This is a genomic window from Streptomyces sp. NBC_01410 (genome assembly GCF_045040195.1).
Lineage (GTDB): Bacteria > Actinomycetota > Actinomycetes > Streptomycetales > Streptomycetaceae > Streptomyces.
This window is the reverse complement of the sequence record NZ_CP109530.1, coordinates 1,577,097-1,589,466: the sequence shown is the minus strand read 5'-3', so window position 1 is coordinate 1,589,466 and position 12,370 is coordinate 1,577,097. Positions and strand designations below refer to the sequence as shown.

General features: G+C 70.4%; 12 protein-coding genes. 6 read left to right on the top strand and 6 right to left on the bottom strand.

Translation table 11 applies throughout. From position 1 onward, the window contains the following. Nucleotides 1–16 precede the first annotated feature (16 nt). From OG741_RS07295 to fxsA, 4 genes are all read left to right on the top strand, one after another. Nucleotides 17–457, top strand: coding sequence for an Lrp/AsnC family transcriptional regulator (locus tag OG741_RS07295; RefSeq protein WP_405595997.1), 441 nt, complete (start codon nt 17–19; stop codon nt 455–457). A gap of 26 nt (nt 458–483) precedes the next feature. After that, complete coding sequence (locus OG741_RS07290) at nt 484–2,124, top strand: amidohydrolase (protein WP_405595996.1); 1,641 nt, start codon at nt 484–486, stop codon at nt 2,122–2,124. Between the two features lie 707 nt (nt 2,125–2,831). After that, nucleotides 2,832–3,599, top strand: a complete 768-nt coding sequence (locus OG741_RS07285) for a polyprenol monophosphomannose synthase (RefSeq protein WP_405595994.1) — start codon at nt 2,832–2,834, stop codon at nt 3,597–3,599. A gap of 91 nt (nt 3,600–3,690) precedes the next feature. Next, nucleotides 3,691–4,287 carry an FxsA family membrane protein gene (gene fxsA / locus OG741_RS07280; protein ID WP_405595993.1) on the top strand — a complete coding sequence of 199 codons (597 nt, stop codon included), beginning with the start codon at nt 3,691–3,693 and terminating at the stop codon, nt 4,285–4,287. Between the two features lie 89 nt (nt 4,288–4,376). Here fxsA and OG741_RS07275 read toward each other — a convergent pair whose 3' ends face one another. The 4 genes from OG741_RS07275 to OG741_RS07260 form a co-directional block, all read right to left on the bottom strand. Further along, on the bottom strand, nt 4,377–4,751 hold the full coding sequence (locus OG741_RS07275; protein ID WP_142215978.1) for an RNA polymerase-binding protein RbpA: 375 nt from the start codon (nt 4,749–4,751) through the stop codon (nt 4,377–4,379). Between the two features lie 255 nt (nt 4,752–5,006). Beyond that, a complete protein-coding gene (locus OG741_RS07270; RefSeq protein WP_324989718.1) occupies nt 5,007–6,353 on the bottom strand; it encodes an MFS transporter in 1,347 nt (448 codons plus the stop codon). Nucleotides 6,354–6,395: 42 nt separating this feature from the next. Further along, nucleotides 6,396–7,160 carry a glycerophosphodiester phosphodiesterase gene (locus OG741_RS07265; protein WP_405595992.1) on the bottom strand — a complete coding sequence of 255 codons (765 nt, stop codon included), beginning with the start codon at nt 7,158–7,160 and terminating at the stop codon, nt 6,396–6,398. Next, on the bottom strand, nt 7,157–7,849 hold the full coding sequence (locus OG741_RS07260) for a hypothetical protein (RefSeq protein ID WP_324989714.1): 693 nt from the start codon (nt 7,847–7,849) through the stop codon (nt 7,157–7,159). Before OG741_RS07260 ends, OG741_RS07265 begins: the two co-directional genes overlap by 4 nt. A 64-nt stretch (nt 7,850–7,913) precedes the next feature. Here OG741_RS07260 and OG741_RS07255 point away from each other — a divergent pair, with 64 nt between their 5' ends. Further along, complete coding sequence (locus OG741_RS07255) at nt 7,914–9,413, top strand: PLP-dependent aminotransferase family protein (RefSeq protein ID WP_405595990.1); 1,500 nt, start codon at nt 7,914–7,916, stop codon at nt 9,411–9,413. 9 nt (nt 9,414–9,422) lie between these two features. Here OG741_RS07255 and OG741_RS07250 read toward each other — a convergent pair whose 3' ends face one another. Beyond that, the gene (locus OG741_RS07250; RefSeq protein WP_405595989.1) at nt 9,423–11,012 is read right to left on the bottom strand and encodes a hypothetical protein; all 1,590 of its coding nucleotides are present in this window, start codon (nt 11,010–11,012) and stop codon (nt 9,423–9,425) included. Between the two features lie 55 nt (nt 11,013–11,067). Then, nucleotides 11,068–11,262 (bottom strand): hypothetical protein, encoded by a 195-nt coding sequence (locus OG741_RS07245; protein WP_142215972.1) that lies wholly within the window; start codon nt 11,260–11,262, stop codon nt 11,068–11,070. 298 nt (nt 11,263–11,560) lie between these two features. Here OG741_RS07245 and OG741_RS07240 point away from each other — a divergent pair, with 298 nt between their 5' ends. Then, nucleotides 11,561–11,953: an ankyrin repeat domain-containing protein gene (locus OG741_RS07240; RefSeq protein WP_266489511.1), complete on the top strand. Its 393-nt coding sequence runs from the start codon at nt 11,561–11,563 to the stop codon at nt 11,951–11,953. Nucleotides 11,954–12,370: the final 417 nt, after the last annotated feature.

The window sequence follows — 12,370 nt, the reverse complement described above, 5'->3', positions numbered from 1 at the left end:
CAATAGGTTGATCCGCATGGAGGAGCTGGACAGACAGATCGTGGAATTGCTCGTCAAGGACGGACGGATGAGCTACACCGATCTGGGCAAGGCCACTGGCCTGTCCACATCGGCGGTTCACCAGCGCGTCCGCCGCCTGGAGCAGCGCGGCGTCATCCGCGGCTATGCCGCGGTCGTCGACCCGGAGGCGGTCGGGCTCCCGCTGACCGCGTTCATCTCGGTCAAGCCCTTCGACCCGAGCGCGCCGGACGACATCGCGGAACGTCTCGCCGACGTGCCCGAGATCGAGGCCTGCCACAGCGTCGCGGGCGAGGAGAACTACATCCTCAAGGTGCGCGTCCCGACCCCGCTGGAGCTGGAGCATCTGCTCACCCGCATCCGCTCGCTGTCCGGGGTCTCCACGCGTACGACCGTCGTGCTCTCCACCCCGTACGAGGCACGCCCGCCGCGTATCTAGGCCAGCCGCGTCTCTAGGCTGGTCCCATGACCGAGAGCACCGCCCCCCAGAGCGAACACCGCACCGTGCTGCTGCGCGGTGGAGAAGTCCACAGCCCCGCCGACCCCTTCGCCACCGCGATGGTCGTCGAACGAGGGCATATCGCCTGGGTGGGCTCCGAGGGCGCAGCCGACGCCTTCGCCGCCGGTGTCGACGAAGTGATCGACCTCGAAGGGGCGCTGGTCACCCCGGCGTTCACCGACGCACATGTGCACACCACGGCGACGGGCCTCGCCCTCACCGGGCTCGACCTGTCCCGGGCGGACAGCCTGGCCGACGCGCTTCGTCTCGTACGGGAGCACAGCGCCGCACACCGGGCCGACAAGGTGCTCCTCGGCCATGGCTGGGACGCAACGCGCTGGCCCGAGCAGCGTCCGCCGTCACGCGCCGAACTGGACGAGGCGACCGGCGGGCGCCCCCTCTATCTGCCCCGGATCGACGTCCACTCCGCCGCCGTCACCACCGCCCTGCTCGACCTGGTCCCCGGAGTCACCGGCCGCACCGGCTACCACCCGGACGGGCCGCTCACCGCGGCCGCCCACCACGCCGTGCGCGCGGCGGCCCATGGCGCGATCACCCCTCAGCAGCGCGCCGCGGCCCAGCGAGCCGCACTCGCCCGGGCCGCGTCACTGGGCATCGGAAGCGTCCATGAATGCGCCGGACCCGACATCTCAGACGAGGACGACTTCGTGTCCCTGCTGGCCCTGGCCGAGGCGGAAGCCGGGCCCAGGGTCGTCGGTTACTGGGCCGAACGGGTCGCGAATGCGAAGGACGCCCAGCGCATCCGCGAACTCGGGGCGATCGGCGCGGCCGGAGACCTCTTCGCCGACGGCTCCCTCGGCTCGCACACCGCCTGCCTGCACACCCCGTACGCCGATGCCGCGCACACCGGCACCGCGCACCTGGACGCCGCCGACGTGGCCGCCCATGTCGCCGCCTGCACCGAGGCCGGGCTGCAGGCTGGCTTCCATGCCATCGGCGACGCCGCGCTGACCGCGGTCACCGAAGGCATCAGGGCCGCGGCCGACTCGCTCGGCCTCGCCCGCGTCCGGGCCGCCCGCCATCGTGTCGAGCACGCCGAGATGCTCACCCCCGAAACCATCGCCGCTTTCGCCGAGTTCGGCCTCACGGCCTCCGTCCAGCCCGCTTTCGACGCGGCCTGGGGCGGCGATACGGGCATGTACGCGCAGCGTCTGGGCGTCGACCGGGCCCGCACGCTCAACCCGTACGCCGCACTCCTGCGCGCCGGAGTCCCGCTCGCCTTCGGCTCCGACAGCCCGGTGACGCCACTGGATCCCTGGGGGACCGTCAGGGCGGCCGCCTTCCACCGCACTCCCGCGCACCGGGTCTCCGTCCGCGCGGCCTTCACCGCTCATACGCGCGGCGGCTGGCGGGCCGTCGGGCGCGACGACGCAGGTGTTCTGGTCCCGGGCGCACCCGCGGACTACGCCCTGTGGCGCACCGGGGAACTGGTCGTCCAGGCCCCCGACGACCGGGTCGCCCGCTGGTCCACCGACCCGCGTTCCGGCACCCCCGGCCTGCCCGATCTCACCCCTGGCGCCGAACTCCCGGTCTGCCTGCGGACAGTGGTCTTCGGACGAACCGTCTTTCAGCGGCCGAACGAGTGACGTGCGGACATTTCGTACCGCCGATCGAAGTTCCGGGCGCTCGGCCGCGACCTGCGGATCTTCGGCGCTGACCTGGTGATTTGGGCAAAGCTCGCAGATCAGACGACTGTTGACATGGAGCGCCCACCGGCGGGTAGGTTCGGCCGAGTCCACCACGGGACGTCCTACCGGCAACTTCCACGCAGTCTTCGAACGCCGCTGGGCCATGGGGCAGCGTGCCGCACCGGCGCACTGCCACTGGGAGCCAGGTTCAGCGCCCGCGCCTCGGGGGCGAGGGAAGGTTTCAGCCGGTTGGCAGGTGTGACCCGGGTGGGGTCCGGCGTTCAGTAGACAACGGCTCTCGGTCGACCCGCAGCCAGCGGGTCCCAGGTCGGCCCGAAGGACGCCGGGCCCCGATCCGCAGGCCTTGGGGGGTGTCTTTTCGGATCTTGCCGGGCTCGCGTGCCCTGGCACGCACATCTGCTGCGTTGTCGTCAGTCGCCTACGCTCCGCGTGGGCTCCTTCCTCCGCCTTGCAGCTGCACGCACCAGACCCCGCTCGCTGATCCGGCCTGATCCAAAAGACACCCCCTACCCCCTCCGGCCGATATCCGCGCGCCCCTCGCGCGGGCTTCGCCGGGCCCCCTGCCCCCCAGGTCCGTGCCGCTGCAACCGCGCGCCGAGCGCTCGCTATGGTGGGGCTCTGTGCACGGACTTTAAGGGGCAGAAGTGAACGACGGCGGTCAGCGGCGGTACGGCCCGCTCGGCAGAGCCTTGGTGATCATCCCGACCTACAACGAGGTCGAGAACATCAAGCCGATCGTCTCCCGGGTGCGCGCAGCCGTGCCCGAGGCGGACATCCTGATCGCCGACGACAACAGCCCCGACGGAACCGGCAAGGTCGCCGACGAACTCGTGGCCCAGGACGACAAGGTGCACGTCCTGCACCGCAAGGGCAAGGAAGGTCTCGGCGCGGCCTATCTCGCGGGCTTCGCCTGGGGCGTCGAGCACGGCTTCGGCGTACTCGTCGAGATGGACGCCGACGGCTCCCACCAGCCCGAGGAGCTTCCGCGGCTGCTGACCGCGCTCAAGGGCGCCGATCTGGTCCTCGGCTCGCGCTGGGTCCCCGGCGGGCGCGTGGTGAACTGGCCCAAGCACCGCCAGTTCCTCTCCCGCGGCGGCAGCACCTACTCCCGCCTGCTGCTCGGCGTCCCCATCCGGGATGTCACCGGCGGCTTCCGCGCCTTCCGCGCCGAGACCCTCCAGGGCCTCGGGCTGACCGAAGTCGCCTCCCAGGGCTACTGCTTCCAGGTCGACCTCGCCCGCCGGGCCGTCGCCGCCGGATATCACGTCGTGGAAGTGCCGATCACCTTCGTCGAGCGTGAGCTCGGCGACTCCAAGATGAGCAGGGACATCGTCGTCGAGGCGCTGTGGAGGGTCACCGCGTGGGGAGTGAGCGACCGGGCGAACCGCCTCCTCGGCCGCAAGCCGTCCTGACCCGCCCCTAACTGACCCGCCCCTAACTGACCGGATTCTTACTGACCGGCCCCTTACGCCGCTCGGGCGGACGCCCAGGCACACTGGGAGCATGACGACCGGTTCACCCACCCCGACGGCCCCCAAGCGCTCACGCGCCCGCACCTTCGTCCCGCTCGGCATCGCCGCCTGGGTGGTCCTGGAGGTCTGGCTGCTGACCCTCGTCGCTTCGGCGGCGGGCGGGATGACCGTGCTGGCTCTGCTCGTCGGCGGCGCCGTGCTCGGCGCCGTCGTCATCAAGCGCGCCGGCCGGCGGGCCTTCCGCAATCTCACCGAGACCCTGCAGCAACAGCAGCAGGGTCAGAGCCCCGCGGCGAGCAACGCCAACGGCACGGGCACCGGCACCACGGGCAACGGCTTCCTCATGCTCGGCGGTTTGCTGCTGATGCTGCCCGGCCTGATCTCCGACGTCGTGGGTCTGGCGCTGCTGGTGCCGCCGGTCCGCATCGCGCTCGGCCGGTACGCGGAGCGGTCGCTGGAGCGCCGTGTGCGTGCCGCGTCGCCCGGCAGCCTGGGCGACGCTTTCGAGCAGGCCAGAATTCACCGGCCGGACGGAAAGGTTGTGCAGGGTGAGGTCATCCGGCCCGACGCGACCCAGCCTTCGCGCGGTTACGAGGACGAGGGGCCCCGGCCCCCGCTGACGCCCTGAGATGACAACAGCCGCGGGCCGTCTCACATCACTGTGAGACGGCCCGCGGCTGTGTGTATTGATGACGCTGTTCGTGCGGTGTTACGCGGTCAGGCGGACTTCCGGCTGTCCCGCGGGTGCACGGCGATGTTCATGGCGCCGGAACGAAGGACCGCCAGCCTCTCGGCCAGCACCTCCTCGAGCTCCTCGCGAGTGCGTCGCTCCATGAGCATGTCCCAGTGCGTTCGCGCCGGCTTGCCCTTCTTCTCCTCGGGGCCATCCCCGTCGACCAGGAGTGCCTGGGTCCCGCAGACCTTGCACTCCCACTCCGGCGGAATCTCCGCCTCAACCGAGAAGGGCATCTCAAAACGATGGCCCTTCTCGCATGCGTACTCCACCGCCTGGCGCGGGGCCAGATCGATGCCGCGGTCCGTCTCGTAGCTGGTCACCACGAGTCGCGTACCGCGGAGAGCTCGCTCACTCATGAATCGTGCCTCCCGGGCTTGTCGCCCACAGGACAGGTGTCGCTGTCGTCGTCATCCGGTCAACGTCCGGTCGGCGGTAAAGATTCCCGTTCCGGGTCATGCGTCGCCCGTCGTGCCGCCCCTTGTTGTACCCACCAGTGCCCGGTTTGTCACATCTGATAGAAAGTGTCACCCAGTGAATTCACTTCTTCAGCGCGCAGTAACGGTCCGCCTGGCAAGCCAAAGGCGTACACTACCGGCCTTTCACTTCAACGTCTAAATTCGCTCCGGCACCGGGTTGCCCGCAGCGGCCACGGCCTGCTTGATCGGTACCCGCGCGAGCAGTACGGAACCGAGCACGAAGAAGACCACCAGAGAGATGATCGCGTCCCGATAACTGCCGGTCAGCTGGTACGCGAGGCCGAACACCAGCGGTCCCAGCCAGCTCAGCCCCCGGTCGCTCATCTCGTACGCGGAGAAGTACTCGGCCTCCTTGCCGCGCGGCACCAGATGTGAGAACAGCGACCTCGACAGCGCCTGGCTGCCGCCCAGCACCAGACCGATCGCCCCCGCCAGAGCGAAGAACCAGACCGGTGCCCCGGCCGGCAGGAAGTACCCCGCCGCCAGAATCAGCGTCCAGACGGCGAGCGAGGCGAGAATCGTCCGCTTGGCCCCGTGGGTCCGGGCGAGCCGTCCCATGCCCAGCGCGCCCACGACCGCGAGCACCTGGACCAGCAGCACCGCGGTGATCAAGGTCGTCTGGTCGAGGCCCAGCTCCTCGGAGCCGTAGACCGACGCCTGCGAGATCACCGTCTGGACCCCGTCGTTGTAGATCAGATACGCCAGCAGGAACGACAGCGTCAGCGGATGCCGGCGCATGTCGCGCAGCGTGGCCAGCAGCTGCCGCCAGCCGGACCCCACCGCGCCCTCGCCGCTCGGCGCCACCCGCCGGTCCCGCAGGCGCCGCAGCGGTACGAGTGTGAAGGCGCCCCACCACAGTCCTGCCGACGCCAGGCAGATCCGTACCGCCGCCGACTCCGAGAGGCCGAAGGAATCGTGGCCCGAGTAGAGAACCAGATTCAGTACCAGCACCAGCGCCCCGGACGTGTAGCCGAAGGCCCAGCCGCGCGAGGAGACCGCATCGCGTTCCTCCGGCTCCGCGATCTGCGGCAGATACGCGTTGTAGAGAACCATCGACACCGACAGCGAGGCGTTCGCGACGATCAGCAGGAACGCGCCGAGCAGATACCGCTCGCCTTCCAGGAAGAACATTCCCGTCGTCGCGGCCGCCCCCACATAGGCCGCCACCGCCAGCATCGGCTTCTTGCGCCCGGTACGGTCCGCGGCCGCGCCCGCCAGCGGCATCACCAGTACTGCGACCACCACCGAGACCGAGACCGCGTACGGGAAGACCGAGCCCGCGCGCACCGGGATGCCCAGCGGATGCACAAAGCCGTCGGCGTCCGCGGCGGCCTTCGCCACCGCGGTCAGATAGGGCCCGAGAAAGACGGTCAGCACACTCGTCGAATAGACGGAGCACGCGAAGTCGTAGAAGTACCAGCCGCGTTGCTCGCGTCTGCGCTCATTCGTCCCGGTCGTCCGGTCCGCGGTGTCGGTCGTCACGCCGCGCCCCCTCGCTCGTCCCGTTGTGCAGACGTTCGAGGTTCAGACCCAGACTCCCCGGTCGGTCAGTACCGTGCGCAACGTCTCCAGATGATCGGTCATGATGCCATCCACGCCGAGGTCCAGGAGCGCTGCCATCCGATCCGCGTCGTTCACGGTCCAGACATGGACCTGCAGACCGCGCTCGTGCGCCGCCCGCACGAAGCGCCGGTCCACCACCCGGATGCCGTTCTGCGACTCGGGGACCTGCGCACACACCGCGCCCATCCGCAGGGCGGCGGGAATTCCGTACGAGCGCAGGCGCAGGCCCAGCACACCCCGTACGCCGTACGACGTCGCGAGGCGCGGACCTGCCAGCCGCATGGCACGCGCCACCCGGCCCTCGGAGAACGAGCCGATGCACACCCGCTCCCAGGCACCCGCCCGGCGGATCAGATCGACCAGGGGGACTAGCGCGGGCTCGGCCTTGATGTCGACGTTCCAGCGGGCGTCCGGGAACTCCTCCAGCAGCTCCTCGAACAGCGCCAGCGGCTCCCTGCCGCCCACCCTGGCCTGCTGCACCTCGCTCCAGGGCAGCTCGGCGATCTTGCCGCTCGCGTCCGTCACCCGGTCCAGCGTGGTGTCGTGGAAGGCGACCAGCCTGCCGTCCGCGGTCGTGTGCACATCGGTCTCGAAGTAGCGGTAACCAAGATCGGCGGCTCGCCGGAAGGCGGCCGCGGTGTTCTCGATCCCGTCGGCCGCGCCGCCGCGATGGGCGAAGGCGAGCGTGGAGGGATGGTCCAGATAGGGGTGGAGTACGCGCGTCACTTTGGCAGTATCGCCTGCTCCGGTGTCCCCGCGGCGACGACCGTGCTGACAGTGCCCTGATCGGAGATGGCGAAGACGCGCAGGAACAGCTGCGCCAGCGGACCGATCGCCAGGGCGTAGGCGACCGTGCCGACGCCGACCGTGCCGCCGAGCACGAATCCGGTCGCCACCACGGCCACCTCGATGGCCGTACGGACCAGCCGGATCGAGCGGCCCGTGACCCGGTGCAGACCCGTCATCAGACCATCGCGTGGCCCGGGGCCGAAGCGCGCCGCGATATACAGGCCCGTCGCCACACCGTTGAGCACGATTCCGCCGATCAGTACCGGAATCTGTACCGCGAGTCCGTGCGCGTCCGGCACCAGGGCGAGCGTGCCGTCCATCGCGATACCGATCACGAAGACATTCGAGACCGTGCCGAGCCCGGGCCGCTGTCTGATCGGGATCCACAGCAGCAGCACAGCCGCGCCGACAATGATCGAAACGACCCCGATCGTCAGACCCGTCCGCTCGGCCAGACCCTGATGGAGCACCCCCCAGGGTTCGAGCCCGAGACCACCGCGCACCAGGAGCGCCGAGCTCACTCCGTAAAGGGCCAGGCCGATGTAGAGCTGTAGGAGCCTGCGGGTGAGATGAGTGGACACGGCGGTCACTTGACGCCCCCTGGTGGTGGGTGTGGACTGGCTCATGACACTCTGTGGCTACGGAACAGATGCCAACCATGGCCAATTCGAGGAAGGTGGACTGACTTCCATGACGCAGTGGACCTCTGCGGTGGGGGCGGCGCAGCTCGCCCGGCAGCTCACCTCCCAGCAGCCCCGCCCGGCCGGGCCCGGTGTTCGCAAGCCGCCCGCCTATCGCGCACTCGCCGACGGCGTCCGGCTGCTCGTCCTCGAAGGCCGCGTCCCCGTCGCCGCCCGGCTGCCCGCCGAACGTGAGCTCGCGCTGTCGCTTTCCGTCAGCCGCACGACGGTCGCCGCCGCGTACGAGGCGCTGCGCGCCGAGGGCTTCCTCGAATCCCGCAGGGGAGCGGGCAGCTGGACGGCTGTGCCCGCCGGGAACCCGCTGCCCGCACGCGGCCTGGAACCCCTGCCGCCCGAGTCGCTCGGTTCGATGATCGACCTCGGCTGCGCGGCCCTGCCCGCCCCCGAACCCTGGCTCACCCGCAGTGTCCAGGGCGCACTCGAAGAGCTGCCGCCGTACGCCCACACCCATGGCGACTATCCGGCAGGGCTGCCCGCGCTGCGGCAGATGCTCGCCGATCGCTACAGCGAGCGCGGCATCCCGACCATGCCCGAGCAGATCATGGTCACCACGGGTGCGATGGGCGCGATCGACGCCATCTGCCATCTCTTCGCCGGACGCGGCGAGCGCATCGCCGTCGAGTCCCCCTCCTACGCCAACATCCTTCAGCTGATGCGGGAAGCGGGCGCCCGGCTCGTGCCGGTCGCCATGGCCGAAGGGCTGACCGGCTGGGACATCCCGCGCTGGCGGCAGGTGCTGCGCGACGCGGCACCCCGGCTCGCCTATGTGGTGGCCGACTTCCACAATCCGACCGGCGCCCTGGCCGACGAGGACCAGCGCCGCCGCCTCGTGGACGCGGCGCGCTCCGCCGGCACCGTACTCGTCGTCGACGAGACCATGTCCGAGCTCCACCTGGACGAGGGCATCGACATGCCCCCGCCCGTCTGCGCCTTCGATCCGGCGGGCAGCACGGTCCTCACGGTCGGCTCGGCCAGCAAGGCCTTCTGGGCGGGGATGCGCATCGGCTGGGTGCGCGCGGCCCCGGATGTGATCCGCTCGCTGGTCTCGGCCCGTGCGTATGCCGACCTGGGCACGCCCGTCCTGGAACAGCTCGCGGTCAACTGGCTGATGCAGACCGGTGGTTGGGAGGAAGCGGTGGCCATCCGCCGCAGCCAGGCGCGGGAGAACCGCGACGCTCTGGTCGCGGCGCTGCGCAGGGAGCTGCCCGACTGGGAGTACGACGTGCCGAGCGGCGGGCTCACCCTCTGGGTGCGCACCGGCGGACTTTCCGGCTCCCGGCTCGCCGAGGTCGGCGAACGCGTGGGTGTGCGGGTGCCCTCGGGGCCCCGCTTCGGAGTCGACGGGGCCTTCGAGGGCTATGTCCGGCTGCCGTTCACGGTCGGCGGACCGGTCGCGGACGAGGCGGCGGCACGGCTGGCGGCCGCGGCCCGGCTGGTCGAGACGGGCGCGACGACCGGGACGGAAGCGCCGAGGACGTTCGTCGCCTGACGGGGCTCGTCAGCTCTCGGCCGGTACGGGAGCCGCCACGGGATTCGCCACCGGATCCGCGACCGGATCGGGTACGGCTCCGGTCTCGGCCTGGTCCTGCCGTTCGGGCAGCAGCGCCAGCACAGCACGGCGCTGTGCCTCGCTCGTCGCCTCGTCGTAGGGGTCGGGAGTGGCCGGTACCTGAATCCTGAGCACCGGACCCGTACCGAGCCGTGCGTAGCCGCGGCCGGGCGGTACCTCGGGCGTCGGCGTGGTGTGCGGACGGGTCCCGAGGACGGACTCGACCTGCTCGAAGGTGGCCCGGCCCAGCACGATCCGCGCGCGGGTGTGCGTCCGGAGGGTCTCGGTGAGCGAGTCCAGGCTGTCGAACTGCTCGGTCACCACCACCGTGACCTGCGCGGCCCTGCCGTGGCGCAGCGGCACCTGCAGCAGCTGCTGCGGATCGGTGTCCCCGTCGGCAGCCGCCAGATGACCGAAGATGCTCGGCCTGTCCAGCAGGATCCACAGCGGGCGCCTGGTGTCGTCGGGCGCGGGATGTCCGGCCTGCCGGGCACGGTTGGCGGCGATCAGCCGCCGCTCGGTCTCGTGCGCCGCCCACTCCAGGCTCGCCAGCGCACCGGCGAGAGAGCACTCGACGGCCAGCACGCCCGCCCGCCCCGTGAGACAGGCGTACTCCCCGGTGCCGCTGCCCTCCACGATCAGTACGTCCCCGTGCTGCAGGGCCTGGAGTGCGATCGAACGCAGCAGGGTCGTGGTGCCGCTGCCGGGCTCGCCGACCGCCAGCAGATGCGGCTCCGTCGAGCGCGGTCCGGTGCGCCAGAGGACCGGAGGGACGTCGTGGGTCTCCTCGCCCTCCGACACCGGCACAGTGCGCCGCACGGCGTCGGCATCGGTGAAGCCCAGCACGGTCTCGCCGGGGACAGTGACGAAACGCTGGGCGGCGATGGCGGTGGACAGGGCGGGCAGCACGCTCATCACGAGCCGGTTGCCCTCCTCGTCCCAGGTGAAGAGATACTCGCGGCCGCGCCCGGACTTGGCGTGCAGCAGCTGCTCGATGCGGGCCCGCGACTCGGCCTCGCCGTCGGTGAAGTACGCGGGGTAGGCCACCCGGAGCCGGGTGAGGCGCCCGTTGCCGTCGAACTCGTAGTCGCTGAAGGCCTTGCTCCAGTCGCCGCCGTGGGCAAACAGCGGAGCGGGGTCCTCGGCGACGGAGAAGTGCGGCACGAGCGCCTCGTACAGGGCTCGCAGCCGGCCGGCCTCCGCCTCGTCAGGGCCGTTCTTCACCGGCGTACGCACCCGGCCCTTCCAGGCGGCCGCGGCCATCACCGAGATCAGGGCGACCAGCGGCCCGTACGGGATGAGCGCGACCACCAGGACGCAGGACGCGACAAGGAACAGTGTGGGACCACGCCGTTCCTTGGGTGTGGCGGCCCACCTGTGCCGGGCCATGGCGGCCAGCTGCCGCAGACCGCGGGTGATGGTGATCAGCGGATGGAGGACGTCCGTGGCGCTGTCGGCGGCCGTGCGCGCGATCTCCCGGCTCCGGGCGATCTGTGCGCTGCCGCTGCTGAGAATGCGGGGGAGTGGTCGCCGGGCCACATCGGTCTCCTGAAGGTGCTGGGGGTGCTCATGGTGTCGGCCGGTACTGCGGGAGTCAGAACTTGATCCCGCCCAGGAGGCTGGCGAGACTCGCGCTGCCGGCCTTGATGCTCGGCGCGATGGCCGTGCCCGAGATGAAGAAGCCGAAGAGCGAGCAGACGAATGCGTGAGAGCCCTTGAGCCCGTCCTTCCTGAAAAAGAGGAAGACGATGATGCCGAGCAGCACGACGCCTGAGATGGAGAGGATCATGAGTGGTTCTCCTGGTTGAGGGGACAGTCACCATGAGTACTTCCATGCTCACAGGAAGCATCTATGTGATAAAAGGTGCGAATGGGTGAAATTCCCCTGATTTCACTCCACTGGCGGACGCCGGACCTCCGGCCGGGGGGCACACTGCGCGGTTGCGCCGCACAGTGCCTCCTCGCGGTGATCCTTTGCCGCGGCCGGACCGCCTCCTGCCGGAGTGCGGGCAGTACCCTGTCGATTCACTCGTACGGCTACTCCTGCCGTGCGCCCCAGGTCAACGCAGCGAAAGGCGGTCCTCCCGATGAGCGAAGCCCCGGATCCCGAGGTGATCGAGCTCGCCACCAAGGTCTTCGACCTGGCGCGCCAGGGAGAGACCGAGGCGCTCGCCGCGTACATCGACGCCGGGGTGCCCGCCAACCTCACCAATGACCGCGGCGACACCCTCGTGATGCTGGCCGCCTATCACGGGCACGCCCCGGCCGTGGAGGCGCTTCTCGCCCGCGGCGCCGAGCCGGACCGGGCCAACGACCGCGGCCAGACGCCGCTCGCCGGTGCCGTCTTCAAGAGCGAGGACGCCGTCATCCGCGTACTCCTGGCCGGCGGAGCCGACCCGAAGGCAGGGACGCCGTCCGCCGTGGATACGGCGCGGATGTTTGGGAAGACAGACCTCCTGGAGCTGTTCGGCGACCAATGAGCGGTCGCTGTAAGGCCGTTGACGGATTGCTGAGCGGTCGCCGACAGGTCGCCGGGAGGGACGCCGTAAATGTGGTCGCGGTGGCGATATGGGTGGGTCATCATGACGTCGGGCCCTACCCCGGACTTCACCCGGGAGTTCCCCCGGGGCCACCGACGAGAGGCAGAGGAAGATGGTCTACACCAAGCGGAAGACAACGGGCGGCCCGACATGTTGCTGCGCGGCCTAGGTCGTGTCGTCAAAGTCCCGTCTGCCCGGCGACGCCTGGCACGCACGCTCGCTGCGTTGTCGTCAGTCGCCGACGCTCCGCGTGGGCTCTCCCCCTGCCTTCGGCGGGGGGACCACCATCCTCCGGCCTGCGATCGCACGCACCAGACGCCGCTGGGCCCGCCCTTCGGGCGGACGACGCTACTTCGA

What these genes read in the sequence shown, in the direction of transcription:
- OG741_RS07295 (WP_405595997.1), top strand. Translation starts at nt 17, where the DNA reads ATGGAGGAGCTGGACAGACAGATCGTGGAATTGCTCGTCAAGGACGGA.
- OG741_RS07290 (WP_405595996.1), top strand. Translation starts at nt 484, where the DNA reads ATGACCGAGAGCACCGCCCCCCAGAGCGAACACCGCACCGTGCTGCTG.
- fxsA (WP_405595993.1), top strand. Translation starts at nt 3,691, where the DNA reads ATGACGACCGGTTCACCCACCCCGACGGCCCCCAAGCGCTCACGCGCC.
- OG741_RS07275 (WP_142215978.1), bottom strand. Translation starts at nt 4,751, where the DNA reads ATGAGTGAGCGAGCTCTCCGCGGTACGCGACTCGTGGTGACCAGCTAC.
- OG741_RS07260 (WP_324989714.1), bottom strand. Translation starts at nt 7,849, where the DNA reads ATGAGCCAGTCCACACCCACCACCAGGGGGCGTCAAGTGACCGCCGTG.
- OG741_RS07255 (WP_405595990.1), top strand. Translation starts at nt 7,914, where the DNA reads ATGACGCAGTGGACCTCTGCGGTGGGGGCGGCGCAGCTCGCCCGGCAG.
- OG741_RS07245 (WP_142215972.1), bottom strand. Translation starts at nt 11,262, where the DNA reads ATGATCCTCTCCATCTCAGGCGTCGTGCTGCTCGGCATCATCGTCTTC.
- OG741_RS07240 (WP_266489511.1), top strand. Translation starts at nt 11,561, where the DNA reads ATGAGCGAAGCCCCGGATCCCGAGGTGATCGAGCTCGCCACCAAGGTC.